Origin of the sequence: Bacillus sp. N447-1, assembly GCF_022701035.1 — a bacterium.
GTDB lineage: Bacteria > Bacillota > Bacilli > Bacillales > Bacillaceae_G > Bacillus_A > Bacillus_A cereus.
This window is the reverse complement of sequence record NZ_CP065509.1, coordinates 3,819,648-3,845,645: the sequence shown is the minus strand read 5'-3', so window position 1 is coordinate 3,845,645 and position 25,998 is coordinate 3,819,648. Positions and strand designations below refer to the sequence as shown.

Sequence of the window (25,998 nt, the reverse complement as noted above, 5' to 3'; positions counted from 1 at the left end):
GTATCATTCTGAAGCAAGTAGTTGCTGTAAATATTGATGCCAATATTCAGCTTCTGCTTGCTGTTTTTTTGTTGTATGCCATTGAATAGACAAAATCGTTTGTGCTATCACATACCATCTCATACGCCTAAGCAGCGATTCATCCATTTCAATATCATAGTAACCGAGCCATTCACTCCATTCCTGGCGCGGAATGTACCAATATAATAACATACCGAGGTCTAGAGCTGGGTCAGCAATTACAGCTCCATCCCAATCAATTAAAAACAATTCATCTTCATCCGACAATAGCCAGTTGTTATGATTTACATCACAATGGCATACAACGAATTCATTGTATTCAATAGCTTTTAATGAATCCATTAAATATTGAAGGCCTTGCTGAATTGTTTCATCATCCCTTATATCTCCTCTTAAAACGAGTTGCAGTTGTTGTAATAACTCTTGTGCGTGAAGCGGCTGCTTCCCAAGTCTTTGAATCATCTGTACAAGCGCTTTAGAGGAGTGTATTTTCTTCAAAAGTTTCGCAACACGTTCTAGTTTCATATCCTCTGGCTCTAGCTTCTGTCCCGGAAGCCATTTTTGAGCAGAAATTACATCACCATTCGTTACCCTTCTTGTCCAAAGTAATTTTGGAACAATTCCTTCTGCTGACAATACCGCTAAAAAGGGCGATGTATTCCGCTTTAAAAATAACTTCTGTTGTCCGTTTTGCGCAATATATGCATCGCCCGTTACTCCACCAGCCGGTACAAGACTCCACTCTTTTCCTAATAATTGTTCCAACCATTCCATATTCATTACCCGTTAACAAATCCTTATCTTTTATAGTTATGAAAAGAAAAACCGCAACATTTCTACACATGTTGTGGATTCATATATTTTACTGTAAATGAAAAGAAAAATTAGCCTAAGCCAAAAATCCTCTATTTTATTTTACAAAACCTGTCATAGAATGACAACTTATCAAAATCGTCACCTTTGTCAATTCTACATTTATTACATTCTCATCGTCAAGTAGCGATTTGTCACATTATCGTCAATATATACGTGCTAATTGGAGCGAGCTTAAGTTCCTTTCCTCTAAATGAAGAAATTGGCTCTATTTTCGCTTCGTTTTCGTTTACTAACACATGCCACGTTGCTTCTTTCGGAAGTTGCACAGTTTTAGCTTCTAAACCGCTATTAAATAAGACGATAATCTCTTTCCATGGCCCAAACGTTTCTGCATGCTCTAGGTGATATGCAAGTACTTCTGTAGATGTTTGTAAAAAAGTCATATGTTGTTTTATAAGGTCTGCGCTTTGTAATCGGAATGCCCCGTGCTCTTTACGAATCGCAATTAAACCTTTTATATAGTTAACAGTCTCTATCTCTTTCTCTTTTTGATCCCAATCTAATTGATTGATCTCATCATTTGCATTATAACTATTTTCATTTCCTTTCTTCGTACGATAAAACTCTTGCCCTGCGTGTAAGAAAGGAATGCCTTGTGAAAGAATAACCATTGCGCTCGCTAACAGGTGACGTTTTTTCAAAATCGTTTCTGATTCTTCATTACTGCGCACTAGTTTATCCCACATCGTCATATTATCATGACATTCTACATAGTTAATGCTTTGCGCTGGCTCTAGAAACAGGCCTGTTTCTTTCATACTTAAAAGACTTCCTGCTGCAATATACTGCAAATGATTACAGTCTACATGCCCACCAAATGCAAAACCACGCTTATTTATATGAAATGTACTCCCTTTTATCCCATCACGAAATTGATCATTAAACTGCGCGATATGTGGCATTTTCTTCGCATTATTTAACGTTGCTTTTTCTTTGGCAGGAAGCGGTGTTTGTAAATCCCATCCTTCTCCTAATAACAAAGCATCTCGTTTTATGTTTCGCACTTCTTTTTCTATCATATTCATTGTATCAACATCTAAAATTCCCATTAAGTCGAATCGGAATCCATCGACATTGTATTCAGTAAGCCAATATAAAATAGACTCTACAATGAATTTCCTCATCATTTTCCGTTCGGACGCTATATCATTTCCGACTCCCGTCCCATTAGAAGGCATACCATCTTCACCATGACGAAAATAGTATCCTGGAACAAGCTTTTCAAATGATGATAGCTCTCTTTCATAAACATGATTATAGACAACATCTATAATCACCCTAATACCTTGTTGATGAAATGTTTCAATTAGTTGTTTGCACTCAACTATCCTGTTATACGGATCAGAGGGGTTTGTAGCATAATATCCTGTTGGTGCATTGTAATATAATGGATTATATCCCCAATTATAGGCGGACGAAGGATTCGCCTCATCTACACCACCGAAACAATATAAAGGTAATAGTTCAACATGTGTAACACCTAAATCTTTTATATGGGACAACCCTGTTAATGTCCCATTCCGTCCTGTTGTTCCCTCTTCCATCAATCCTTTATATGTTCCCTTTTGAATTACTCCACTATTTGGATGTATAGTCGCATCACGAATATGCAGTTCATACAATATGGCATCTGTCATTGATTGTAATGTTGGTAATCCCTCTCGTCTTGTTACATTCGTTTTTTCTAAATTGATAACAACACCATGTTTTCCATTTACCGTCACCGACTTTGCATAAGGATCCACAGCTTCGTTCCATATTAAATTAATACAAACAAGAAATGTATAGCGTGCTCCGTCTAAATCACCTTGTAATGTTTGAATCCAAACTCCGTTTTCTCCCCTGTACATTTCATGATCGGTATATTCTTTATCGCTCTTATAAATTCTTACTTTCGCAAGCCTTGCAGTTGGGGCCCATACTTTAAATGTCGTTTCTTCTTTTTGATAAACAGCACCTAAATCTGTACCTTCGTAATAATACTTTTCATCGAAACTTTTTGTTCGAATAACAGCACCTATTTGTAAATCAGTTTCTTCATTCCGTTCATCTCGTACTGTATAATACTTCCCCACATCTAGCGGCTCTTCTATAAAGCACTCATACTTCGTTGCATCTGGAAGCGCAATCGTATGAGCAATCGGTAAATCTTTCACATTACTTCCTTCTTGCAAACGAAATGTCCGACTTGTTCCATACGCATGTGGGAGCAAAATTGTAATTTTATTCATTTCATCTAAATAGGCATCAAATGGACGTTTTACTTTCAACATAAAAAAATCACCATCATTCTCAAAGTTAAAATAAAGTGAAACTTTAATGAGCGAGAAAATTTCTCCATCCTCACTTATTATTAGCCTTCACCAATTAGGCGAGATAAAATGAGCTGCAAATGATAAGGCTTTTCTTATCAACAAGACTCTATACAGTAACTCCATTCTTCTCTATAGTATATTCACCTGCATAAAAAACGTTTTCAACATTCTATTTTTGTAATTTTATTTCAGCAATCGATTTATACTTCGGGGTTTCTTTCACGTGGGATTCGTATAAAGTAATTGTATCTGCTTGAAATGATATTTCAGGCACTTCTTTTATACTTTCTAAACGAAACTTTTCTTCTCCTATCCATTTACGAGCAACGGTAATATGCGGGTGATATGGGCGTGTTTCTAGAGAAAATCCATTTTCTTCACAAATGGCATGTATTTGCTTTTGCAACTGAAACAAATCGTGATTCTCACTTACCTTCGCCCAAAAAATACGAGGCTGATCTTCCCTACCAAACGTTGAAAAACCTTGTAATGTGAACGATAGTTCTTTTGTTTCTGCAATTGTTTTTAATCCATTCTTTATTCCCTCTAATTGTTCCCCCGTTGCACTCCCTAAAAATGAAAGGGTAATATGATAGTCTTCTTTATGTACCCATGAACGAAATTGTAATTCCTCTTGCATATCCTCTTTATAGTTAGACAGCATTTCTTTTATATGATTCGGTAACGTAATTGCGACAAAATAATGCAGTTCCATGTACATCTTCTCCTTCTTTTCTATTGTTGCTTTTCTTTCTTATCTCATTCAGGTAAAAAGAAGCCGCTCTCCAAAATAGAGAGCGGACATTATTTATATATCCATTACTTCGCTAATTCATGAATTGCTTGCGCGTAAATTGCTGTTGCTTTCAATAAGTCTTCAATTTCGATATACTCATCTTTTTGATGTGCAAGTTCTTCTTTTCCAGGGAATAGCGGGCCAAATGCCACACCAGCTTTTAATGAACGAGCATAAGTACCGCCGCCGATTGCTAATAGTTCTGCTTTTTCACCTGTTTGTTCTTCATACACACGTTGTAACGTACGGATTAATACGTGATCTTTATCGACGTGATGTGGGCGAGAATTAGAATAGTCAGCCACTTCAAAACCATGCGTACCAACATATTCTTTCAACTTCACAATTGTTTCTTCAAAGTTAGTTGTAACTGGGTAACGTACGTTTAGCCCTAAGTTACCACCGTTTTCTTTCGTATAAGAAATGCGACCGACATTCACTGTTAACGGACCGCTAATTTCATCTTTGTAAGCAATAGTAGCTTTTTCACCAAAAATATCACCAGTAAATGTTTCTGTTGCAAATGTCGCAAATGCAGTTGCTTTTCCATCAAGTGAAACTGTAGTTAAGAAGTTTGCTAATAATAAACCTGCATTTTCTCCTTTTTCAGGAGTAGATCCGTGCGCTGAAATTCCTTCTATTTGCAACGTCACTGTATTTCCTTCTATAGTCGATTTCCCTATTTTTTTAGCAGTTTGTAAATACTCTTCATATGCTACTGTAAGTGCATTTACATCTTCTCCTGTGATAACTGCTTCTGCAAAATCAGGAACCATATTTAAACGGCGCCCTGAATCAAATGAAACAAGTTCATATGCACCTTTTTTCTCTTCACTACCATTTTGCACAACTTGTATATCAGAAATTCCTTTTTCTGCATTAATAATTGGAAAGTCTGCATCCGGTGCAAAACCAATTGTTGGCATTTCTTCATTTTTAAAGTAGTGATCTACACATTTCCAATTGCTTTCCTCATCTGTTCCTATAATCATACGAACACGTTTTGAAAGAGGTAAGCCTAATTCTTTCACAATTTTCATTGCATAATATGCTGCCATCGTTGGGCCTTTATCGTCAATTGCACCACGTGCAAAAATCTTTCCCTCGCGAATATCCGCACTATATGCGGGAGTCGTCCAGCCATCTCCTTCTGGTACAACGTCAACGTGACAAAGAATACCTACTAATTCTTCTCCTTGTCCCATTTCAAGATGACCTGCATATCCTTCTAAATTTTTAGAAGCAAAACCTTCAGCTTCTCCTTTATGTAACATGAAAGATAGAGCTTTTTCTACACCTTCACCGAATGGTGCGCCCTCTTTCGCAGATTCTTCTTCCCATACACTTTTAATTTGTAAAAATTGTTGTGTATCACGAATTAAATCATCTTTTCGTTTTGCAACTTCTTCTGTCCAATTAATCGCTGACATCACGCATCCATCCTTCACTATATTGTTTCTTTCATCATAACAAACAGAAATCTCTTATGCCATACACGAAAACTAAATACCGAACAATTGTAATATTTCAGATATTTCTTATTAGTTTTTCTTTTGTTTTTTCAAAAAAATTTGCAGGAATTTGGCGTTTTACGTAGAATTTTATGTGTTAGTTGACTGACCATATATACAATGTCAACTACCAATATTTTTCTATATGAATATTTGTTAAATTTCTGTAAAATTTAAGTAGATTAAAGCATGAATTTTATCATGTAGAGTACAATGGTAGTAACGACCTTCTTTCCTGAATGGGGTCAAAAAAACTAGTAGAGGAGTGGTTTTCTCTTGAAACCTACAACTACTCGTATGCTAACACGCATTAAATCAATTTATATGTACATCAATGAAAACGGAACGGTAACGACGAAAGACCTTGTAGATGAGTTCGGGATCACACCGCGAACGATACAACGTGATCTAAATGTGTTGCAGTTTAATGAACTCGTGTATAGCCCTTGCCGCGGTAAGTGGACAACAACAGGAAAGAAAGTGAGAATGACCTCATAACGAAAAATAATTGTATGGTAAATAAATACATACCCCTTTCTAATAATTAGAAAGGGGTCTTTTCTGCGCCTATAAAGGTACTACTTTTCAGTATCTACTTGATATGTTTTTAACATTTCTACTTCTTCATCTGTTAGCTCTCGGTATTGTCCAAGTTCTAGTTCTTCATCTAATACTAACGGACCCATCTCTGTTCTCTTTAGGTAGACTACTTTTTTTCCTACCGCTTCAAACATACGCTTCACTTGATGGAATTTCCCTTCCGTAATCACAAGCTCAATTTCAGAAATATCATCGCTTTTCAATATTGTAAGTGCACCTGGCTTTGTTTCATAGCCATCGTCTAAAATAACACCTTTAGCAAATTCTTTTACATCCTCTTCTGTTACTACTCCTGCAACGTGTGCATAATATTTTTTCGGCACATGCTTTTTCGGAGATAATAATTGATGTGATAACTTCCCATCATTTGTTATCAATAAGAAGCCTTCCGTATCGATATCAAGTCGTCCAACTGGGAACGGATCAAAGATTGCATCTTCTAATTCTAATAAATCTATTACTGTTTCATGATTATCATCTTCCGTCGCTGAAATAACACCTTGTGGTTTATGCATCATTAAGTAAACAAATTCTTTGTATTCCACAACTTCACCGTGAATCATAACTTCTTGCTCTTCTACATTTACATGAACTTTCGCATCTTTTACTGGCGTTCCATCAATTTTCACAACGCCATCTTTCAATAATTTCTTTACTTCTTTTCTACTTCCATATCCCATATTTGCTAATAATTTATCTAATCTCACGTTTTTCACCTTCTTTATTTATCATAGAAAAGGGGACGTAATTACGCCCCTCTTGATTTCAACTTTATTTTAAATCTACTACCAAGTTTACGTTGAATTTTATCTAATGCTTCTCCACCAAATACTCTTTCAAGTACTCCTGTGCGAATTGCTAACAATCCGTAAACAAGACCGCCAATACCTGCACAAATCGCAACTGTTATAAGAGCACCAATACGGCCATCAGGCGAAATCATGAAGGATAGAATCCATTGTGATAGTTTTACAGCAACGACCATTATAAGTGTCAGTACTGCAATTTGGAATGTTCTTTTATATACAACACCGAATGAATAGTGTGCGTATTTTTTAATTTGTTGATTTGTGTACCAAACAGAAGCTAAGAAACCAACTGCTGTCGCTAGAATTGCTCCTACTGTACCGAAATAACGAATAAAGATTACGTTACATACAAATTTCAAAATAACGCCCATTATAAGCGCAATAATCGCATGCTTCTGCTGGTTAATACCTTGCAGGATTGCTGCTGTTACTGTAAATAAAGCGAATAACAACGCAACTGGTGCATACCACATTAATACTTGTCCACCTAGTGGATCTGAATCGTAAAACGCAGTATAAATTGGATATGCAAGTGAAGAAATACCGACAACTGCTGGCAATGTTAAAAACATATTTGCCTGGAATGTTTGTGTAATTTGTAATTTCAAATAGCGGTATTGTTTTTCAGTAAATGATTTTGTGATTGCTGGTACAAGCGTTAAACTAAACGCTGTTGCAAGTGATACAGGAATCATAATTAACTTATGCGTCCACATTGTGAAAATACCGAGAGCTCGCTCTGCGATATCACCTTGACCAATCGCCTGCATAATTGAGTTAAATGTCAATGTATCAATTTGTTGATATAAAGGAATTGTTAACCCAATTACAACGTAAGGAATCGCATATGCAAATAACTCTTTAAACAATTGAACGGTGCTTACTGTTGATTCTGGTACAGTTTGTTCAATTAAATATTGATCCAAATATTTTTTACGTTTTAGCCAGTACCAAATTAACACACCGAGTGCTCCAACCGCTGAAACGAACGCAGCAAATGTCGCTACTCCAACTGCTGTTGCAACTGTACCGCCAAGTACTTTAATAACGATAAAACTACCTGCTAATAAAAAGACGATACGAATAATTTGTTCAATAATTTGTGAAACGGTAGTTGGTCCCATAGACTGGTGACCTTGGAAATAACCACGAATTAAACTCGCTGCTGGTACAACAATAAGCGCGAAACTTACAAGACGAATGATCGTCGTAACTTCTCCTACATTATTGTGTATACTTTGTTTACCAAGCATCGCTTCTGCAAACAATGGCGCCGTCATATACAGTACTAGGAACGAAAGAACTCCTGTTACTATCATCATAACCATTCCCGAGCGGAACATTCTCCGGCTCGTTTTATAATCGCCAAGCGCATTATATTTGGAAACAAATTTTGAAACAGCAAGTGGCACACCTGCCGTTGCGATACTTAAAAAGATCGTATATGGAATGTATCCATATGTATAGAGCGTTCCGCCTTCTGTTCCTACTAATGCATGAAACGGAAAGACGTAAATCATGCCTAAGAACTTTACTAAAAATGTCCCTAGCGTAACAATAAGCGTTCCGCGCAGAAATTTCGAATCGGACATACAAAAATCCTCCTACATCTACATAAAGTGAAACTATAATTAGTTGGAGACTTCTCTCCTACTCCTTATTAGTTGAACCATTCGAGCATTTACAGGCTAACAGACTCCCTATTTACTTCTCCTAAATCTTGAGGTTTTAGTCTTATCGCCTACAAATGGCAGGATAGTGCTGAACTCTAACTTTTGTATTGTACCACAATTCTCTCATTAAGCAGTACTTCACTCTATTTTTCTTTTAAGGGAAAACATGCTATTCTTTTAGGCAGGAAATGTAGAAAATGAGGTCGATATATTATGCATTATGATGTTATTGTCATCGGCGGCGGTCCTTCTGGGCTAATGGCTGCAATTGGTGCTGCAGAAGAAGGCGCAAATGTCTTACTTCTTGATAAAGGAAATAAACTTGGGCGTAAACTTGCAATTTCTGGTGGCGGACGCTGTAACGTAACGAACCGTCTACCACTTGATGAAATTGTTAAACATATACCAGGAAACGGTCGCTTCTTATACAGCGCTTTTTCTATTTTTAATAATGAAGATATTATTACATTCTTCGAAAATCTCGGTGTTAAATTGAAAGAAGAAGACCACGGTCGCATGTTCCCTGTGTCAAACAAAGCACAATCTGTTGTAGACGCACTTTTAACACGATTAAAAGACTTAGGTGTAAAAATTCGTACAAATACGCCTGTTGAAACGATTGAATATGAAAATGGTCAAACAAAAGCAGTTATACTGCAAACAGGCGAAGTGTTAGAAACAAATCACGTCGTTATCGCTGTTGGCGGAAAATCAGTTCCTCAAACTGGATCTACTGGAGACGGATATGCTTGGGCTGAAAAAGCGGGTCATACAATCACAGAATTATTCCCAACAGAAGTACCTATCCTTTCAAACGAGCCGTTTATACGTGACCGCTCATTACAAGGTCTTGCTTTACGTGATATAAACTTAAGTGTATTAAACCCGAAAGGAAAAGCTATCATTTCTCACAAAATGGACATGCTCTTCACTCATTTCGGCCTATCTGGACCTGCTGCTCTTCGCTGTAGCCAATTCGTCGTGAAAGCACTGAAAAAGTTTAAAACGAATACAATACAAATGAGTATTGATGCATTGCCAGAGGAAAATAGTGAGCAACTATTTCAGCGCATGCTGAAACAAATGAAAGAAGATCCGAAAAAAGGAATTAAAAACGTTTTAAAAGGTTATGTCCCTGAACGTTACTTCCTATTCTTATTAGAAAAAAATGAAATTGACGGTAGTGAACAAGCTGGACAAGTTTCTCACGAAAAGATTCGTGCACTTGTGAAAGACTTTAAAGAGTTTACTGTGAATGTAAATGGTACGCAGTCAATTGAAAAAGCATTCGTTACTGGCGGAGGTGTATCCGTGAAAGAAATTAATCCGAAAGAAATGTCTTCTAAATTTACGAACGGCTTATATTTCTGCGGAGAAGTTCTTGATATCCACGGTTATACTGGTGGCTATAATATTACATCAGCCCTTGTTACTGGTAGAATTGCTGGAACGACTGCTGGAGAAAACGCGAAAATGCAATATTAAAAAAAGAAACAGGGATTCCTGTTTCTTTTTTTATATTGCCATGAAATCATTATCGGCGATTTCTCAAATATATCGACTTACCGACAAGAAGCGACAAACATCTGCTCCATGTAACTTTCCATTGCTTTTTTGTTGCTTTATATACCTTAGTACCTTTATATTTTATATTGTTGAATATTTAAAAAGGGTAAGGGGAAAACAAATGAGAAAAAAAGTCATGATGTCTTTAATGTTAATGACGTTTCTTTCTGCGGTAGAAGGAACGATTGTTAGTACAGCAATCCCTCGTATAACGAGTGATTTGTCAGGCGTCGAACTTGTTAGTTGGGTATATGCAATTTATATGCTTGCAACAGCTGTTTCGACTCCAATATACGGAAAGCTCGCTGATTTATTTGGCCGTAAAAAAGTTTTACTGATCGGAGCTACAATCTTTTTAGTCGGTTCTGCACTTTGCGGAGTCGTTACATCGATGGAACAATTAATCTTCTTCCGCGCGCTTCAAGGTATCGGTGCTGGTGCTGTTATGCCAATCACAATGACGATTATTGGAGACTTATATAGCGAAGCGAAAGACCGCGCGAAAGCACAAGGTTGGATGAGTGCCGTTTGGGGTGTATCCGGTGTTATCGGACCGTTAGTAGGTGGATTTTTAGTTGATTCCCTTTCTTGGCGTTATATTTTCTTCCTAAACGTTCCATTCGGAATTATCGCTTGCTTAATGATTGCAATTTACTACAAAGAATCTATTAAACCTGCTAAGCATCATATCGATTATCTTGGTGCAACAGTCTTCTCATTAAGTACAATCGCTCTACTATATGCATTATTAACAGGTAGCAGTAAGCAAAACTGGGGAGACATGACAATTATCGGCCTATTAATCTTTGCCGCTATTTCATTTATTATTTTCTTATTCATCGAGAAGAAATCTCCGGAACCATTAATTCCGCTAGCACTTTTCTCTAACCGTACATTATCTACGATAAATATATTAACTCTTATTGCTGGCGCAATGATTATTAGTATTACAATGTACCTTCCAATTTGGAGCCAAGGTGTATTAGGGAAAAACGCTACAGAAGCTGGACTTATTTTAATGCCAATTCCTGTTATGTGGACATTTGGCGCTATTTTCTCTGGTAACTTAGTAGGCAAATTAAAAACGAAACAAATCATTTTACTTGGAGCTAGCATTTTATCAGTCGCTACGTTCTTATTATTTACACTATCAACAAATTCACCATCGTTCCTTATTTATGTAGCAGTCGGATTATTCGGCTTAGGAATGGGGCTTGTGACACCGATTTATATGGTAACAATTCAAGCAGCCGTACCAGCTCATACACGCGGAACAGCTGTTGGTTTAAACACATTTATTAATACATTTAGTCAAACTTTAGGTGCTGCAATATTCGGTACAATCTTCAATACGATGATTCACGCACGTGGTATTAAAAATCTTGATCTTGTATCTGGTGGACATGGCGGTACTACAGCAAACGTAGTAACCGAATCGCAATCTGCATTAGCATCAAGCGTACACGTCATTTATATGAGCACTTTCGTATTAGCAGTATTTACATTAATTATCGCTTGGCTCTTATTAAAGCCAGCTACACAAACAAGTGAGCAACAATAAAAAGGATGACCATTTTGGTCATCCTTTTTATTCTTCATTCTCCACAATATGTTTCAGCATGGATAATTTATTATCCCAAAAACGTTCATAATACGAGAGCCATTGTTGTAATTCTTCTAATGGTTCTGGATGCAAACGATATATCTTCTCTCTTCCGCTTTTTCTTCCACTTACTAAATTCGCTTCTGAAAGAATATGAAGGTGCTTTACAACCGCAGTACGACTCATCGGAAAATGATCCGTTATTTTGGAAATCGGTAACTCTTTGTCACTTAATAACCGTATTACTTCTCGGCGGGTTGGATCAGCAATTGCTTGAAATACATCATATTTCGCTGCTGACGAGGACACTTAGCCTTCGACAACCTTTTTCAGTTTTTCATTTACAATCGCTACCCAACCACCGCTCATTCTATCGCGAATAATAGAGCTCTTCGCATTTGCTTTCGGAAGAATTTCATCAGGATGTTTCCAGCCGCCGTGAATTAACGTAAATTCTGTTTTGTTATCTCCTAAGTCTTTCAAATCAAATGAAACAACCCAGCCATCTGTATCCCATGAGAAAGATAAATGGTTTGGTTCATCAATTTCTAATACTTTACATGGTGATGGCCCAAATGGTGATTGCACATGAAATTCATGTCCTACCTCTAATACAAAATCATTTGGCATAAACCATGACGCAATCCCTTCTGCAGTTGATACTACACTCCATACCTTTTGAATAGACGCGTTAAAAACGATTGTTTGTTTAATATCATTTAATGTATTTTGTTGTTCCATTTTCATTCTCCTTTACTCGGCGTTACAACATAACACCTTTTGGTTATACTTTGATAATATAACACCTTTTAGTTTCATGTCAACGCTAATTCTTTTACTGTTGAGAAATTCTCAACATTTTTTCAACAGGACAAACACCCTCTTAGCATTTCCTCATAATATACTCACAAAGGCAATACAAAATAAAAACTTCTCTCAACATGAAACTCCATCATTCATATTGAAAGAAGCGCCTTACTTATATCATGCGTACTTCGTCTCTCCTCCTTCCCTCAGGGACAATACGCGAGATATGACAAATCAGAAGGAATATGCCCACCATTTGAGTAGGTAGTTATTTCTCTTCTCCTCAACATTTCCTTAGGAGCGAAATGACTACCGACTCACTTTTTTCAAACAAAATAAAAAGGGGTTGAACGCTATGTTCTATTGCATTAACTGCTCTGATATTCACCATGAAAAACATCCAAATGATAAAGTATTCAAAAACGGTTTTTATATTGATCCATTTTTAGGTGATCGTTATCACCTTGGTATGTGTAAAGATGCCCAAAACCATGAAACAGGGGAGCCTCTTTTAACGACAAAGAAATTAGGCACAACCCAATCTATTATGAACGTATTACCGACACATGTTGTCCCAACATAAAACATAAAAAAGAGCTGGGTGAGCCAGCTCTTTTTTATGCTTTATAAACGATCATTGCTGAAAAACAATAAATTTGGTTTTCATCGTCGTTAATAGAAACACCAACTTGATACTTAATATCTACAAAGTTGCTATCATCAATCTTTTTCAAAAACACATTCACAGCGTCTTCTAAGTCTTTTTCGTGACTTTCATCAAATACTTTCACACGAATCATGTTAACACCGTCCTAGATCGCAGCCCTCGGCCGCTTGATTATTGCCACGGTGCGTATCTATGATGCGATAAAACTTTCCATTCTCATATATATATCCGTCTTCTAACACATATTCTTTATCTTCAGTATAGACATAAAACTTACCTATCATAAATTTACTCGTATATAATTCCAAATAATTTTGTCTAAATTTAGCTACAACTTTATTTGTAATATCAATTTTTATTGTGCGCCCCACCTTCTCTCCCTCCTTTGCAAAGAACGGATTTAGGTATATTGTATTAGCGCTTTTACATTTTATGCTTAAAAATAAGTGGATATGCCTTCTTTCTTCACCTGTACTATTTTTCTAAAAAAATCACGATAAATAAGGTCCCAAAAAAAAACATAAAAAAGCACTTTATCTTATTGACTCGAATATAAATATTATGTTATTATATAAAATTTGACATTTTTACATACGTATGCTATCATTAAAAGTGGTTACCACATATGGAGGTGGATGATTTGTTTCAAATTGGTGATAAAATCGTTTATCCAATGCACGGTGCAGGAATCATTGAAGCAATTGAAGAGAAAGAAATATTAGGTACTTCACGTCAATATTGTGTGATACGCATCATTAGTAAAGATATGCAAGTAATGCTTCCTATGGATCAATTAAAAAAATCGGGTATTCGTTATATCGTTGATCGAGGTACGTTAGATGATATACTTCTTGAATTTCAAAACGGGGAGTCAGACCCATCACTCTCATGGAAACAAAGATATACAATGAATATGGAAAAAATGAAAAACGGCAATCTGCAAGATAGCGCAGAAGTTGTTCGGGATTTACTTCGCCGCAATAAAGAGAGAGCATTAAATGCGAGCGAAAAACAAATGCTAGATAATGCACGAAAAATGATGATTAGCGAAGTCGCGCTCGTACAAAATGTTACTGAACATCAAGCAACAGAATTTCTTCAAGATACAATTAATCACTAAATTTAAAATAGCTGGCCGCTATTTTTTTTGTAAAAAAGGACGAAGAGTTTTATCTCTTCGTCCTTTTATATTACCCACGCCCAGCTTGAAACGATGGATATAACGTCATTCCACCATCTGCAAATAGCGTAATTCCAGTTACATAACTCGCCTCTGAAGAAGCGAGCCAAGTTGCTACTGCTGCGATTTCTTCAGGGTTTCCAATGTAGCCCATCGGTATCATACTTTCTACGTCAGCACGTTTTTTAGGATCAGCAAACTTTTCTGCATTAATCGGCGTATTAATTGCACCTGGTCCTATATTATTTACTCGAATACCTTTTGGCGCATATTCTAGCGCTAACGTTTCTGTCATCAGTTTAATACCACCCTTACTCGCTGCATAGTGCACAAATAGTGGCCACGGAATTTTCTCATGAACACTAGACATATTAATGACAGAACCTTTAATATCATGTTCTACAAAATATTTAATCGCTTCACGACTTCCTAAAAAAGCACCTGTTAAATTTGTATTAATTACCCTATTCCAATCTTCAAGCGGCATTTCATGCGACGGTACCGCGTTTTCTATCCCTGCATTATTAATCATAACGTCAAGCGTACCAAACTCTTTCACAGCAGATTGAATGAGATTCACAACATCTGATTCGACGGTTACATCACCTTTTACAGCAATCGCTTCGCCGCCTACCTTTTTAATTTCTTCTAACACATCATTCGCTTCTGATTCTCGTGAGCGATAATTAATAACCACTTTCGCTTTTTCCTTAGCAAACCTCACTCCCATCGCTCTTCCAAGACCAGTTGCTGATCCTGTAATAACGACAACTTTCCCTGCTAAATCACTATACATTTCCATACCTCCTTTAACTTTTGGCTATACCTAACATAATTCCGGCTGCGATAATAAAAACAATACCGACAACGATACCCGTTAATTGACGTTTCGTTTTCTTTTCACCTAATATAAGGATCCCACCAAGCGTGGAAATAATAATTCCCATTTGCGATAGCGAGAAACTTGTTGCGACTCCAACACGCGGCTGCGAAATGAATAAAAACATATTTCCAGCTGCCCAAATTAATCCTGGAATAATATTTCGGATTGCATATTTATTAAATGGATGATGTTTAAAGGTAAGCAAAATCCCACCTAACACCATACCAACTGCTTGTGGCAACAAAGCTGACCAACCATCTACGTTAAATAGTCTAATCACTACTACGTAAACTAAATAGCCGACTGTTGAAATTAATAAAATTACGATACCTCTTTTAAAGTTTGCTGCTTGCTCTGCATTCTTTTCTTCTTCACTTTGAAGCGATGTTAAAATAACACCGATAATAATACAAACGAGCGCTAAAATCCCAAGGACGACCGATATTGTCGTGGACCATTCATGAAATACGATAACGCCAAATAAAGTCGTCGCGACTAATTGAAGTCCTGTTGAAATTGGCATCGTCCTCGAAACACCCATTAAATCAATACTTTTCAATTGATTTGCCTGACCAAGCGCCCAAAATAAACCTGACACAACTCCAACTCCGATAACGGTAGGTGTTAATACTGGCTTCATAAAAATATAAACAACAATTGAGAAAATAAGTGCTCCAAACGTTGTTCCGAGCGTTTGACTATACGGTCCCCCGCCCAGTTTTACGTTAAATAGCACAATACTTCCCCAAAATATAGCTGGTAAAATCGCTAAAAATATATCCATCACTCATTACCTTTCTTTACTAAATGCATAGGTTATCACTCTAAGTCATTAGAGTGAGCTTTTATTTTTTCTTTTTCCCGTTCACAAACTTTTTCTGCAATAGCGTCAGAAACATTCTTTTCTCGCTCCACTTTCTTTATCTTTACGTGATCTAAATGGTCTTCCAAAGTAAGCGTAACTTTATCGTTCGGGGGATTATGCGCTCCTTGAAATGTAAGAAATTGTAGCTTCACTTCATACCTAGGAACAAATTCATCTTTCTTGCCGAGACGCTTTATATTTATGACTGAAGCACATTCATATTGATCTTCTGTCACTTGTCTAATAACTGAATAGTACCTATTTGATAATGCACTCTCTAAAAGCTGTTCTCTTGATTCTTTCGCGAAAGAATCACTTGGAGAAGAGAAAAAAGACGCACATAGCATTGTCATAACTACACATATTTTTTTCATAATTCCCTCCTTGTTCTATAGATTAGTGTTCTCAAAACTGCCATAAAAAAACGACTTTCCCTATATAGGAAAGTCGTTTTAATGAATCCAATATTAACCACCGCTCACTGGTGGGATTAGTGCAACAACATCACCAGATTGGACCCTGTCATCTTCATTTGCATATTCTTCATTAATCGCAACCATAATTGGCTCTGAAACTGGTACATTATATTCGTTCGCAACAACATCTTTTAACTGTGCAACCGTAATATTTTCTTTCTCTATTTGTAATTCACTTGTCCCTGCTTCTTCTTGCAAGTGCGCAAATAACAATACTCGAATCATACTTATAGCTCCTTCCCAGGCTCTCCCGCCGGATATGGTGTTTTTTCTAATTGATCACCAATCCATGAGTCACCATCTTCCCAAAACTCCTTTTTCCAAATCGGAACAATTTGTTTTATGCGTTCCATAATATATTCGTTCGCTTCATAAGCCGCTTTACGGTGTGGTGTTGAAACAGCAACAACAACCGCTATATCAGAAATTTGCAACGTACCGATGCGATGTGTAATCGCAACGTGTGTACCTGGCCATTTCTCTTTCACTTCTAATCCGATTTTCTCTAGCATCTTTTCTGCCATCGTTTTATAAGCGACATATTCTAAGTATAATGTACGACGCCCTTTCGTAAACTCTCTAACCGTTCCAATAAATGTTGTAACAGCACCGCATTCACGTCGAATTACTTTCTTCGTTACCTCTTCAATCGAGATTTCTGTATCAATTACTTCATAATATGTATTTGTCATTTCGCACTCCTAACCGTTTGTAAAAACCAGTCTATGTACAACTCTTCTTCTGTTATATGAAATACTTTATATTCTTCTCGTATATTTACTGGGACATCATACCACGTAATAACCGCCACTATATTTTCTACTTTATGTAAAAGCTCAGCATCTTCCGCAGAACGAAGTAACACTACTTTCGGGTAGTTCTCTTTTTTATAGCCCTCTATTAAAATTGTATCCACTTTAAAAAACTCATATAAGCGAATAATTTCTTGCAAGGACCATTTCTTTCTTAGTGAAGAAAGTGAAAGTAATCCAGCACCTTCTACACTACTTACGACAGCACCAGCTTTACGGTGTCTTTCGCTATCTTTTTGCGCTACTTCTGGAAAACCTCCGTGCCCGTGATGTTTAATTGTAGCAACTTTCATTTCGCTTTCGGCTAATGCATGCACAATTTTCTCTACAAGTGTCGTTTTTCCGCTATTTTGATACCCTACTATTTGTAAGATTGAAGGGGCTTCGCCCATGGCCACTCACATCCCTCAGAGTGCTCTAACAATAATACGGATACTTTCATTCCGGTCTCAAATCCTCTCGTTCCTCCGGGTAACACGATAAAAGCATTCGCATCTGCAAGTGAAGATACCGCACTCGATTTATCTAAACCAACCGGCATCGCTTGTAACGCCCCATCCACAATTGTTACGTTCGCTCTTACGAAACGAGTAAATGGATTTGGCTTCGGAAAATCTTTTTGTAAAATAGCATCCGCTCTATATACGTGAGGTTCCTTCGCATACAAATACGTTTTTATAATTGGATGCACAAATAATTCAAAGCCTACATAACAAGCAGACGGATTTCCTGATAAACCAAAGAGTAACTTTCCATCAACTTCAGCTACTGTCGTTACACTTCCGGGCCTCATGGCTATCTTATTAAAGAGTACATTTGCCTGTAATCTTTCATAAATAGCTGGTAAGTAGTCATAATCTCCTACTGATACACCGCCTGTTGTAATTAAAATGTCGACCTCATCCATCGCTGATTGAACAGCTGTAAAACATGCATCTAACTCATCCGCGAGTTGACCATAATAACGAACTTTCCCGCCAGCTTTCATAATTTGAGCTGCGATCATATACGAGTTACTATTTCTAATTTTCCCCGGTTCTAACGGCTCATGTACTTCTAATAATTCACTTCCTGTCGTTACAATACCGACAACAGGCTGTTTTACAACTTTCACCGTGCTATATCCAAACGTTGCTAGTAAGGCCGCAACACCTGGATTAATTGCAACACCTTTCTTAACGAGAACTTGATTTTGTTTTATATCTTCTCCTTTAAACGACACATTGTCACCGTTATTAAAAGGGCGTTTTAACTTCATATATGTTTTCCCGTTCTTCTCAAACCCTTCTGTCAGCTCTAGCATTACGACTGCATTGCAATCTTCTGGAATAGCTGCTCCTGTCATAATGCGAATTGCTTCAAAAGCTCCTACTTCCTCTAAAAAAACGGAACCCGCCCCGATTTCTCCTATTACTTCAAATTCAACTGGATTCTCTTGAGTTGCTTCTTTCGTATCTTCTGCTCGAATGGCGAAACCATCGTAAGGGGAACGATCAAAATGAGGAACGTCATGATCTGAGACAACATCTTCCCCGAGAATTCTCCCGTAACTTTCCGTAATAGAAATTTCTTCTACTTCACCATGCTTCGCATATTTCATTACCCGTTCTACTGCCTCAGCAACTTGAATTGGAATTCGTTTTTCTACCATCGTTTCTCACCTCATATTTGCAATTTTTTTTATCTCGATTAAACTTTATATATTCAATAGAAATTACTTCAAGGAGGAATTCCATGTCTTCATTTACACATTTCAATGACCAAGGACGCGCAAAAATGGTTGATATAAGCGACAAAAAAGCAACCGTTCGAACAGCAATTGCGTGCTCTAGCATTGTCGTTACGAAAGAAATTTACGATAAAATCTCTCACAATGAAATTGGGAAAGGTGACGTATTAGCAGTTGCGCAAATCGCAGGCATTATGGCTGCGAAACGTACTTCTGATATTATCCCAATGTGCCACCCTTTATTATTAAAAGGTGTTGACGTTTCTTTCGATTGGAAACAATCAGAAGAACAATATCGTTTACTCATTGAAGTAAAAGTTAAAACAGAAGGTAGCACCGGTGTTGAAATGGAAGCTTTAACAGCTGCTTCCGCTACCGCTCTTACTGTGTATGATATGTGTAAAGCTGTCGATAAAGGTATGATTATCGGTGAAACGTACTTACTTGAAAAAACAGGTGGAAAAAGTGGAGATTATACGAGAAATTCATAATCCTCTCTCCGTTGAGCCTAAAGGGTTTCCTTTAGGTTCAACCTATATATCTTGCATATAAACTTTTCGCTACATTCATATCATTCGTCCCATGAATGAACGCCCTGCCATCTGTAAATAAAACAAAACGATATTCTTCTACCGGAAATGATAATAAATAAGGTGTCGCCTTTATCTCTACGCTTCTTTGTAAGCGTTTTTTAATTTCTTCTAAATTAAAATTCTTCCGCACACCCGGGCGAATTTGTACTGTATTCCGCCCACATAACACTTCTGTTTTCGTTTGTCCTTCAAATGTTAAACTCGGATATGTACGTAACCTTCCGCAAGATAAACAAGTATCTTTTTTCTGCCTATTCACTTTAAATGCCATCTGTTGATTATTCCAAAGATCAAACGATAACATCGTTTCACGAAGCGCACCAAAGTCTTCTACTAATATTTTCAGCGCTTCCGTAATTTGATGCGCAACTACTAATTGTACTGCCGGTTGTATAATACCAGCTGTGTCACATGTTGCACCGCTCGCTGGATGCTCCATTAAACAGCGAAAACACGGTGTTTTCCCTGGTAAAATTGTATACGTTACTCCGTAGCTTCCGACACACCCACCATATATCCACGGAATATTATACTTTTGTGAAATATCATTAATAAGAAGACGCGTTTCAAAATTATCTGTCGCATCTAATATTAAATCTACATCATTCACTAATTCTTCCATTTCTTGCACCGTTACATCCGTCACAACCGGATTTATTTCCACCTCAGAATTAATCGCTTTTAAATGTTCTGCAGCCGCTATCGCCTTCGGTTTATACTGCTTTGCATCTTCTTCTGTATATAGTTGTTGTCTTTGTAAATTACTCCATTCTACATAATCACGGTCAGCAATCGTTACTTTTCCAACACCTGCTCTAACAATCGCTTCTGCATTTGCCGCACCGAGAGCACCAGCACCAATAATAAGCACATGCTTCTCTCTTATTTTTCTCTGTCCTTCTTCTCCAACACCAGAAAATAATATTTGTCTTGAATATCGCTCCTGCATGCGATAGCCCCCTTTCTTATCCTCCTATATAAGACATTTCGATTTTCGGACGATTTTTTGCACTTTCTTCTGTTCGTTCATCCGAATACCTATCTTTTCTATTCATCCATACATCTTGTATAACACTTAATAACTCCTCATCCGAAAGATTTCCTCTAAGAAGTTCTCTTACATCCAAACCCTCTGTCGCAAATAAGCACGTATAAAACTTTCCATCTGCCGAAATTCTCGCCCTCGTACAAGAGACACAAAATGACTCAGAAACAGATGTAATAAAACCAACTTCAACATTTGTTCCAACGTACCGATATCGCTTCGCAACTTCACCAAAGTAATGCGCTTCAGCTGGCTCAAGTGGATCCATCTTATGAATCATCTCAATCAATTCTCGTTTTGTAACGACTTGATCAAAATTCCACCCATTTGTACTACCAACATCCATAAACTCAATAAACCGAAGCGTGATTCCTTGCTCTTTAAAATACGCAGCCATCGGAAGTACTTGATGATCGTTCATCCCTTTTTTCACAACCATATTTACCTTTACTTCCAGCCCCGCCTCTTTAGCTGCTATAATTCCCTTAATTACCGGTTTCGTATTAATATTTCGACCATTAATATTCTTAAATATGTCGTCATCTATTGCATCTAAACTAACATTCACTCTATGTAATCCAGCTTCTTTTAATGCCTTCGCTTGTTTCGTTAAATGTACGGCATTTGTCGTTAACCCTATATCTATTAGCCCATCAATTTTCACAAGACGTGCAATAAGTTTTGTTAAATCTTTACGAAGTAGTGGCTCACCGCCAGTAATTCTAATTTTTCGTACACCAATGTTAACAAATAATTTTGCCAAACGCTCAATTTCATCAAAAGTTAGTAAAAACTCATCTTTCAAAAAAGCATAATCTGACCCAAATATTTCCGCTGGCATACAATATGTACATCTAAAATTGCAACGATCAATGACAGATATACGTAAATCTTGAAGTGGGCGTCCAAAAAAATCTTTAACCATCTCCTGCATCGCCACCCTCCCTTTCTGCCAAATTTCTTTCTTTTCATTCTATTATAATATATTTTCGAACTGCGATGTTTTTGCTCAAGAGAATAATGTGAAACTTTAAATAATTAGAGGGGATCCACTCCCCTGGTTAACGAGGTTTACTTACAAATACAAAGATAAAAAAACCTTGAAACATAAAAGTTTCAAGGTTTTCTGCTTATTAACTTAATCTAATAATAGTTAGGGTAGCCCCTGGCGTTGCTGTAGATAATGTAGCTACTGCAACTACTCCAAATAACTGTAAGCTAACAGCGGCTCCAGCAGGCAAGTTAGCGATTATTGTTGCACTAAATGAACCAGTAGCCACTGTCGGGGCATTTATCGTTCCCGCAAGCGGACTGCCATTTACAGTTATACGAGAACTTACAAGTAAACCTGCCGTTAAATTAATTGTATAGGCTATATAATAGTTTCCTGCATTCGCAACTGTAAATACAGTATTTCCACCACTAACGGTTATTCCTGGTCCAATATTTTGATTGTTCGGTAACGGTACGTTCGTACCCCCTAATAAAACGGAAATAGCGGTTCCTGATGTATTATTCGCAAACGCATACGTTGCAGTTGTACTAACTCCAGTCGCCCCGGTCGCTCCAGTGGCTCCAGCTCCGGTTGGACCTGTATCTCCAGTTGGACCTTGTGAACCGGTTGCTCCTGTAGCCCCCGTTGGACCTTGGATTCCTTGCGGGCCTTGAATTCCTTGGGGACCTTGAATCCCTTGTGGACCTGTCGCTCCGGTTGCTCCTGTAGCTCCCGTTGGACCTTGAATTCCTTGCGGGCCTTGAATTCCTTGTGGGCCTTGAATTCCTTGTGGACCTGTCGCTCCGGTTGCTCCTGTAACTCCCGTTGGACCTTGAATTCCTTGCGGGCCTTGAATTCCTTGGGGACCTTGAATCCCTTGTGGACCTGTCGCTCCAGTTGCTCCTGTAGCTCCCGTTGGACCTTGAATTCCTTGCGGGCCTTGAATTCCTTGTGGGCCTTGTGGGCCGGTCGGACCTATCTCTCCTTGCGGACCTTGGATTCCCTGTGGGCCTTGTGCCCCGGTTGCCCCTGTCGCTCCTTGGATTCCTTGAGGACCTTGTGGACCTTGAATTCCTTGGGAGCCGGTTGGACCTATGTCGCCTTGTGGGCCTTGAATTCCTTGGGGACCTTGTGCTCCGGTTGCCCCCGTTACTCCTTGGATTCCTTGGGGACCTTGAATACCCTGTGGACCGGTTGGACCTATCTCTCCTTGAACACCTTGGATTCCTTGCGGGCCCTGTAAACCCGTCACTCCGGTTGCTCCCGTTGCTCCTGTTGCTCCTGTCACTCCAGTTGAGCCTGTCGCCCCGGTATCTCCTGTTACTCCTGTCGCACCTGTTGCTCCTGTCGGGCCAGGTGGTCCACCTGATGGACCTGTCACTCCTGCCGGACCTGATGGCCCCGTTGGGCCGGTCGGTCCTGCTGGTCCTCCTGACGGGCCAGTCACCCCTGTTGGACCGGTTACTCCTGTTGGACCGGTAGTTCCTTCTCCCGTCGCTCCGGTTGCCCCCGTATCTCCTGTTGCTCCCGTCGGACCTTGCACTCCTTGAATTCCTTGTGGTCCTTGCACTCCTTGTGCACCTGTTGCTCCTTGAATCCCTTGTATTCCCTGCACTCCTTGTGCGCCCATCGGACCTGTTGGACCAATCGCCCCTTGTATTCCTTGCACTCCTTGGGGCCCCTCTGGACCGGTTGCTCCTATTTCCCCTTGTATCCCTTGAATTCCAGTTGCTCCTTGTGCTCCAGTTGCTCCCGTTATCCCTTGCACACCTTGTATTCCCTGTATTCCTTGTGGACCTTGTGGGCCGGTTGCTCCTTGCACTCCTTGAATGCCTTGTATTCCCTGAGGACCCTCTGGACCCGTTGCTCCAACTGGCCCTTGAACACCTTGTATTCCTTGCGGGCCCTGCAGTCCCTCTGGGCCTTCTGGGCCGGTTGGACCTATCTCTCCTTGTATCCCTTGGATTCCAGTTGGACCTTGTGACCCAGTCGGACCTATGTCACCTTGCGGACCTTGTATTCCCTGTGGGCCTTGTGCTCCTGTTCCCCCTGTCGCTCCTTGGATTCCTTGAGAACCTTGTGGGCCTTGAATTCCTTGTGGGCCAGTTGGACCTATGTCGCCTTGTGGGCCTTGAATCCCTTGCGGACCTTGATCTCCTGTGGCCCCCGTTACTCCTTGAATTCCTTGGGGACCTTGAACACCTTGTGGCCCTGTTGGACCTATCTCTCCCTGCACACCTTGGATTCCTTGCGGACCCTGTAAACCCGTCACTCCGGTTGCTCCCGTTTCTCCTGTCGCTCCTGTCACTCCAGTTGAGCCTGTCGCCCCAGTATCTCCTGTTACTCCTGTCGCCCCGGTTGCTCCTGTCGGGCCAGGTGGTCCACCAGATGGACCAGTTACTCCCGCCGGACCTGATGGCCCCGTTGGGCCGGTCGGTCCTGCTGGTCCTCCAGACGGGCCTGTTACCCCTGTTGGACCAGTTACTCCTGTTGGGCCTGTAGTGCCTTCCCCTGTCGCCCCAGTTGCTCCCATATCTCCTGTTGCCCCCGTCGGGCCTTGGATTCCTTGAATTCCTTGTGGACCTTGCACTCCTTGTGCACCCGTCGCTCCTTGAATTCCTTGTACTCCTTGCACTCCTTGTGGCCCCATCGGACCGGTTGGACCAATCGCCCCTTGAGCACCTTGCACTCCTTGTGGCCCCTCTGGACCCGTTGCTCCTATTTCCCCTTGTATCCCTTGAATTCCAGTTGCTCCTTGTACTCCTGTTGCTCCCGTTATCCCTTGCACACCTTGTATTCCCTGAATTCCTTGTGGGCCTTGTGGGCCTGTTGCTCCTACCGGTCCTTGAATGCCTTGTATCCCCTGTGGACCCTCTGGACCCGTCGCTCCAACTGGCCCTGGCACACCTTGTATTCCTTGCGGGCCCTGCAGTCCCTCTGGGCCTTCTGGACCTGTTGGTCCTATATCACCCATCGGACCTTGTATCCCTTGAACTCCCTGTGGCCCTGTTTCTCCTGATGGCCCTGGTACTCCTTGTATACCTTGTGGACCTTGATCTCCTGTGGCCCCTGTTACCCCTTGTGGCCCTATAACCCCCTGTATACCTTGTGGACCTTGATCTCCTGTTGCTCCCGTTGCCCCTTGAATACCTTGAACTCCTTGTATTCCTTGTTCACCAGTGACTCCCGTCGGACCAGGAATACCTTGAATACCCTGCGAACCTTCTGGACCTGTTGGCCCAATTGGTCCTTGAATCCCTTGGATTCCTTGCAAGCCCTGTGCTCCCGTACTTCCAGTCGGACCTGTACTTCCCGTTGCTCCTGTTACCCCTGTACTTCCTGTAGCCCCAGTATTCCCCGTTGCTCCAGTCGCACCTGTACTTCCACTCGGTCCACCACCTGGACCTGTCGCACCAGTCGGCCCCGTCGGACCAGGAGGTCCTCCAGATGGTCCAGTTATTCCAGTTGGACCTGTTATTCCAGTCGGGCCTGTTATCCCCTGACCAGTTGCTCCAGTCGCTCCGGTTGCACCTGTATTTCCACTCGGTCCTGGTGTTCCTTGTATCCCTTGTGCTCCTTGTATTCCTTGTGGACCAGTTGCACCCGGTAACCCTTGGACGCCTTGAATTCCTTGAGATCCCTCAGGTCCCGTCGCTCCAATTGGCCCCTGTAATCCCTGTATCCCTTGTATACCTTGTGCCCCAGTCGCTCCCGTTGGACCAATCGGACCTTGTAGCCCTTGCACACCCCCCGGTCCTGTCGCTCCAGTTTCTCCTTGTGGTCCTCTCAATCCTTGTGGCCCCTGCTGTCCTTCTGGTCCAGTTGCACCTATTGGACCAACTGATCCTTGTATCCCTTGCACACCTTGAGGTCCTGTCGGGCCCATCTCCCCCATCGGACCTTGTAATCCTCTTGGTCCTTGAGGTCCTGTTGGGCCTTGTGGACCGGTTGGACCAGTAATCCCTATACCTGTAAATCCAGTTGGAACAGGGGGGAAAGTAGGCCCAATAAGTTCTGGTGGAATTCTAAAATTAGAGCTTAACGAATTTTGCTTCCGATTATTATCACGATTCTTCACACTTTCACCACCTACAAACCGTCTTTTTCATAATAAATAAGCCTCTTCTTAATCTATTTACAAAAATAATTTCCAAGACTATTTTTATTTTAAATAATA

26 protein-coding genes are annotated in these 25,998 nt (G+C 39.8%); 6 read left to right on the top strand and 20 right to left on the bottom strand.

Annotated elements, in window-relative coordinates; translation table 11 throughout:
- Nucleotides 1–3: 3 nt before the first annotated feature.
- From IQ781_RS19485 to pepV, 4 genes are all read right to left on the bottom strand, one after another.
- The gene (locus IQ781_RS19485; protein WP_001986674.1) at nt 4–801 is read right to left on the bottom strand and encodes a phosphotransferase family protein; all 798 of its coding nucleotides are present in this window, start codon (nt 799–801) and stop codon (nt 4–6) included.
- Nucleotides 802–1,028: 227 nt separating this feature from the next.
- The gene (gene pulA / locus IQ781_RS19480) at nt 1,029–3,170 is read right to left on the bottom strand and encodes a type I pullulanase (protein WP_139846834.1); all 2,142 of its coding nucleotides are present in this window, start codon (nt 3,168–3,170) and stop codon (nt 1,029–1,031) included.
- A gap of 211 nt (nt 3,171–3,381) precedes the next feature.
- The gene (thpR, locus tag IQ781_RS19475) at nt 3,382–3,927 is read right to left on the bottom strand and encodes an RNA 2',3'-cyclic phosphodiesterase (protein ID WP_000418986.1); all 546 of its coding nucleotides are present in this window, start codon (nt 3,925–3,927) and stop codon (nt 3,382–3,384) included.
- Between the two features lie 104 nt (nt 3,928–4,031).
- Entirely contained in the window at nt 4,032–5,438 is a 1,407-nt protein-coding gene (gene pepV / locus IQ781_RS19470) for a dipeptidase PepV (protein ID WP_074047743.1), read from the bottom strand.
- 357 nt (nt 5,439–5,795) lie between these two features.
- On the opposite strand from pepV, the gene IQ781_RS19465 reads away from it, so the two are divergent.
- Nucleotides 5,796–6,017, top strand: a complete 222-nt coding sequence (locus IQ781_RS19465) for a DeoR family transcriptional regulator (RefSeq protein WP_000805512.1) — start codon at nt 5,796–5,798, stop codon at nt 6,015–6,017.
- A gap of 80 nt (nt 6,018–6,097) precedes the next feature.
- Here IQ781_RS19465 and IQ781_RS19460 read toward each other — a convergent pair whose 3' ends face one another.
- Both IQ781_RS19460 and IQ781_RS19455 read right to left on the bottom strand, forming a co-directional pair.
- Nucleotides 6,098–6,826 (bottom strand): pseudouridine synthase, encoded by a 729-nt coding sequence (locus IQ781_RS19460; protein ID WP_001234947.1) that lies wholly within the window; start codon nt 6,824–6,826, stop codon nt 6,098–6,100.
- A gap of 41 nt (nt 6,827–6,867) precedes the next feature.
- Entirely contained in the window at nt 6,868–8,520 is a 1,653-nt protein-coding gene (locus IQ781_RS19455; protein ID WP_001284028.1) for a putative polysaccharide biosynthesis protein, read from the bottom strand.
- 294 nt (nt 8,521–8,814) lie between these two features.
- On the opposite strand from IQ781_RS19455, the gene IQ781_RS19450 reads away from it, so the two are divergent.
- Both IQ781_RS19450 and IQ781_RS19445 read left to right on the top strand, forming a co-directional pair.
- On the top strand, nt 8,815–10,086 hold the full coding sequence (locus tag IQ781_RS19450) for a BaiN/RdsA family NAD(P)/FAD-dependent oxidoreductase (RefSeq protein WP_000558859.1): 1,272 nt from the start codon (nt 8,815–8,817) through the stop codon (nt 10,084–10,086).
- 202 nt (nt 10,087–10,288) lie between these two features.
- A complete protein-coding gene (locus tag IQ781_RS19445) occupies nt 10,289–11,728 on the top strand; it encodes an MDR family MFS transporter (protein WP_001228021.1) in 1,440 nt (479 codons plus the stop codon).
- A gap of 27 nt (nt 11,729–11,755) precedes the next feature.
- On the opposite strand, the gene IQ781_RS19440 is transcribed toward IQ781_RS19445, so the two are convergent.
- Together IQ781_RS19440 and IQ781_RS19435 are read right to left on the bottom strand one after the other, a co-directional pair.
- Nucleotides 11,756–12,079, bottom strand: a complete 324-nt coding sequence (locus IQ781_RS19440; RefSeq protein ID WP_000098837.1) for an ArsR/SmtB family transcription factor — start codon at nt 12,077–12,079, stop codon at nt 11,756–11,758.
- Nucleotides 12,080–12,511 carry an SRPBCC family protein gene (locus IQ781_RS19435; protein ID WP_000437765.1) on the bottom strand — a complete coding sequence of 144 codons (432 nt, stop codon included), beginning with the start codon at nt 12,509–12,511 and terminating at the stop codon, nt 12,080–12,082. It lies immediately after the preceding gene.
- A gap of 421 nt (nt 12,512–12,932) precedes the next feature.
- On the opposite strand from IQ781_RS19435, the gene IQ781_RS19430 reads away from it, so the two are divergent.
- Nucleotides 12,933–13,160, top strand: coding sequence for a DUF3973 domain-containing protein (locus tag IQ781_RS19430; protein WP_000498989.1), 228 nt, complete (start codon nt 12,933–12,935; stop codon nt 13,158–13,160).
- Nucleotides 13,161–13,194: 34 nt separating this feature from the next.
- Here IQ781_RS19430 and IQ781_RS19425 read toward each other — a convergent pair whose 3' ends face one another.
- Together IQ781_RS19425 and IQ781_RS19420 are read right to left on the bottom strand one after the other, a co-directional pair.
- The gene (locus tag IQ781_RS19425) at nt 13,195–13,377 is read right to left on the bottom strand and encodes a sporulation protein Cse60 (protein WP_000621751.1); all 183 of its coding nucleotides are present in this window, start codon (nt 13,375–13,377) and stop codon (nt 13,195–13,197) included.
- 1 nt (nt 13,378) lies between these two features.
- Nucleotides 13,379–13,615, bottom strand: coding sequence for a DUF2553 family protein (locus tag IQ781_RS19420; RefSeq protein ID WP_000533806.1), 237 nt, complete (start codon nt 13,613–13,615; stop codon nt 13,379–13,381).
- Nucleotides 13,616–13,869: 254 nt separating this feature from the next.
- Here IQ781_RS19420 and IQ781_RS19415 point away from each other — a divergent pair, with 254 nt between their 5' ends.
- Nucleotides 13,870–14,364: a CarD family transcriptional regulator gene (locus tag IQ781_RS19415; protein ID WP_000451442.1), complete on the top strand. Its 495-nt coding sequence runs from the start codon at nt 13,870–13,872 to the stop codon at nt 14,362–14,364.
- A 70-nt stretch (nt 14,365–14,434) separates the two neighbouring features.
- Here IQ781_RS19415 and IQ781_RS19410 read toward each other — a convergent pair whose 3' ends face one another.
- The 7 genes from IQ781_RS19410 to moeA form a co-directional block, all read right to left on the bottom strand.
- Nucleotides 14,435–15,220, bottom strand: a complete 786-nt coding sequence (locus IQ781_RS19410) for a glucose 1-dehydrogenase (RefSeq protein WP_000286674.1) — start codon at nt 15,218–15,220, stop codon at nt 14,435–14,437.
- A 13-nt stretch (nt 15,221–15,233) separates the two neighbouring features.
- The gene (gene glcU / locus IQ781_RS19405; protein WP_000350861.1) at nt 15,234–16,091 is read right to left on the bottom strand and encodes a glucose uptake protein GlcU; all 858 of its coding nucleotides are present in this window, start codon (nt 16,089–16,091) and stop codon (nt 15,234–15,236) included.
- Nucleotides 16,092–16,126: 35 nt separating this feature from the next.
- Nucleotides 16,127–16,546: a DUF3888 domain-containing protein gene (locus IQ781_RS19400; RefSeq protein ID WP_000717684.1), complete on the bottom strand. Its 420-nt coding sequence runs from the start codon at nt 16,544–16,546 to the stop codon at nt 16,127–16,129.
- Nucleotides 16,547–16,639: 93 nt separating this feature from the next.
- Nucleotides 16,640–16,873: a molybdopterin converting factor subunit 1 gene (gene moaD, locus IQ781_RS19395; RefSeq protein WP_000621778.1), complete on the bottom strand. Its 234-nt coding sequence runs from the start codon at nt 16,871–16,873 to the stop codon at nt 16,640–16,642.
- Between the two features lie 2 nt (nt 16,874–16,875).
- On the bottom strand, nt 16,876–17,340 hold the full coding sequence (moaE, locus tag IQ781_RS19390) for a molybdopterin synthase catalytic subunit MoaE (RefSeq protein WP_000185942.1): 465 nt from the start codon (nt 17,338–17,340) through the stop codon (nt 16,876–16,878).
- Nucleotides 17,337–17,852, bottom strand: a complete 516-nt coding sequence (mobB, locus tag IQ781_RS19385) for a molybdopterin-guanine dinucleotide biosynthesis protein B (protein WP_000503325.1) — start codon at nt 17,850–17,852, stop codon at nt 17,337–17,339. The genes moaE and mobB overlap by 4 nt, the downstream gene beginning before the upstream one ends.
- Nucleotides 17,822–19,111, bottom strand: coding sequence for a molybdopterin molybdotransferase MoeA (moeA, locus tag IQ781_RS19380; protein ID WP_000229690.1), 1,290 nt, complete (start codon nt 19,109–19,111; stop codon nt 17,822–17,824). The genes mobB and moeA overlap by 31 nt, the downstream gene beginning before the upstream one ends.
- 83 nt (nt 19,112–19,194) lie before the next feature.
- Between moeA and moaC the strand changes: the two genes are divergently transcribed.
- The gene (gene moaC, locus IQ781_RS19375; RefSeq protein WP_000094146.1) at nt 19,195–19,680 is read left to right on the top strand and encodes a cyclic pyranopterin monophosphate synthase MoaC; all 486 of its coding nucleotides are present in this window, start codon (nt 19,195–19,197) and stop codon (nt 19,678–19,680) included.
- A gap of 37 nt (nt 19,681–19,717) precedes the next feature.
- On the opposite strand, the gene IQ781_RS19370 is transcribed toward moaC, so the two are convergent.
- The 3 genes from IQ781_RS19370 to IQ781_RS19360 all read right to left on the bottom strand — a co-directional run bounded on the left by IQ781_RS19370 (nt 19,718) and on the right by IQ781_RS19360 (nt 25,899).
- Nucleotides 19,718–20,731, bottom strand: a complete 1,014-nt coding sequence (locus IQ781_RS19370; RefSeq protein WP_001158098.1) for a molybdopterin-synthase adenylyltransferase MoeB — start codon at nt 20,729–20,731, stop codon at nt 19,718–19,720.
- A gap of 16 nt (nt 20,732–20,747) precedes the next feature.
- On the bottom strand, nt 20,748–21,761 hold the full coding sequence (moaA, locus tag IQ781_RS19365) for a GTP 3',8-cyclase MoaA (RefSeq protein ID WP_001157119.1): 1,014 nt from the start codon (nt 21,759–21,761) through the stop codon (nt 20,748–20,750).
- A 199-nt stretch (nt 21,762–21,960) separates the two neighbouring features.
- The gene (locus IQ781_RS19360; protein ID WP_050228908.1) at nt 21,961–25,899 is read right to left on the bottom strand and encodes a BclA-related collagen-like exosporium protein; all 3,939 of its coding nucleotides are present in this window, start codon (nt 25,897–25,899) and stop codon (nt 21,961–21,963) included.
- Nucleotides 25,900–25,998: the final 99 nt, after the last annotated feature.

Coding starts and splice junctions, on each gene's coding strand:
- IQ781_RS19485 (WP_001986674.1), bottom strand. CDS start 801: ATGAATATGGAATGGTTGGAACAATTATTAGGAAAAGAGTGGAGTCTT.
- pulA (WP_139846834.1), bottom strand. CDS start 3,170: ATGTTGAAAGTAAAACGTCCATTTGATGCCTATTTAGATGAAATGAAT.
- thpR (WP_000418986.1), bottom strand. CDS start 3,927: ATGGAACTGCATTATTTTGTCGCAATTACGTTACCGAATCATATAAAA.
- pepV (WP_074047743.1), bottom strand. CDS start 5,438: ATGTCAGCGATTAATTGGACAGAAGAAGTTGCAAAACGAAAAGATGAT.
- IQ781_RS19455 (WP_001284028.1), bottom strand. CDS start 8,520: ATGTCCGATTCGAAATTTCTGCGCGGAACGCTTATTGTTACGCTAGGG.
- IQ781_RS19450 (WP_000558859.1), top strand. CDS start 8,815: ATGCATTATGATGTTATTGTCATCGGCGGCGGTCCTTCTGGGCTAATG.
- IQ781_RS19445 (WP_001228021.1), top strand. CDS start 10,289: ATGAGAAAAAAAGTCATGATGTCTTTAATGTTAATGACGTTTCTTTCT.
- IQ781_RS19435 (WP_000437765.1), bottom strand. CDS start 12,511: ATGGAACAACAAAATACATTAAATGATATTAAACAAACAATCGTTTTT.
- IQ781_RS19430 (WP_000498989.1), top strand. CDS start 12,933: ATGTTCTATTGCATTAACTGCTCTGATATTCACCATGAAAAACATCCA.
- IQ781_RS19425 (WP_000621751.1), bottom strand. CDS start 13,377: ATGATTCGTGTGAAAGTATTTGATGAAAGTCACGAAAAAGACTTAGAA.
- IQ781_RS19415 (WP_000451442.1), top strand. CDS start 13,870: ATGGAGGTGGATGATTTGTTTCAAATTGGTGATAAAATCGTTTATCCA.
- IQ781_RS19410 (WP_000286674.1), bottom strand. CDS start 15,220: ATGTATAGTGATTTAGCAGGGAAAGTTGTCGTTATTACAGGATCAGCA.
- glcU (WP_000350861.1), bottom strand. CDS start 16,091: ATGGATATATTTTTAGCGATTTTACCAGCTATATTTTGGGGAAGTATT.
- IQ781_RS19400 (WP_000717684.1), bottom strand. CDS start 16,546: ATGAAAAAAATATGTGTAGTTATGACAATGCTATGTGCGTCTTTTTTC.
- moaD (WP_000621778.1), bottom strand. CDS start 16,873: ATGATTCGAGTATTGTTATTTGCGCACTTGCAAGAAGAAGCAGGGACA.
- moaE (WP_000185942.1), bottom strand. CDS start 17,340: ATGACAAATACATATTATGAAGTAATTGATACAGAAATCTCGATTGAA.
- mobB (WP_000503325.1), bottom strand. CDS start 17,852: ATGGGCGAAGCCCCTTCAATCTTACAAATAGTAGGGTATCAAAATAGC.
- moeA (WP_000229690.1), bottom strand. CDS start 19,111: ATGGTAGAAAAACGAATTCCAATTCAAGTTGCTGAGGCAGTAGAACGG.
- moaC (WP_000094146.1), top strand. CDS start 19,195: ATGTCTTCATTTACACATTTCAATGACCAAGGACGCGCAAAAATGGTT.
- IQ781_RS19370 (WP_001158098.1), bottom strand. CDS start 20,731: ATGCAGGAGCGATATTCAAGACAAATATTATTTTCTGGTGTTGGAGAA.
- moaA (WP_001157119.1), bottom strand. CDS start 21,761: ATGCAGGAGATGGTTAAAGATTTTTTTGGACGCCCACTTCAAGATTTA.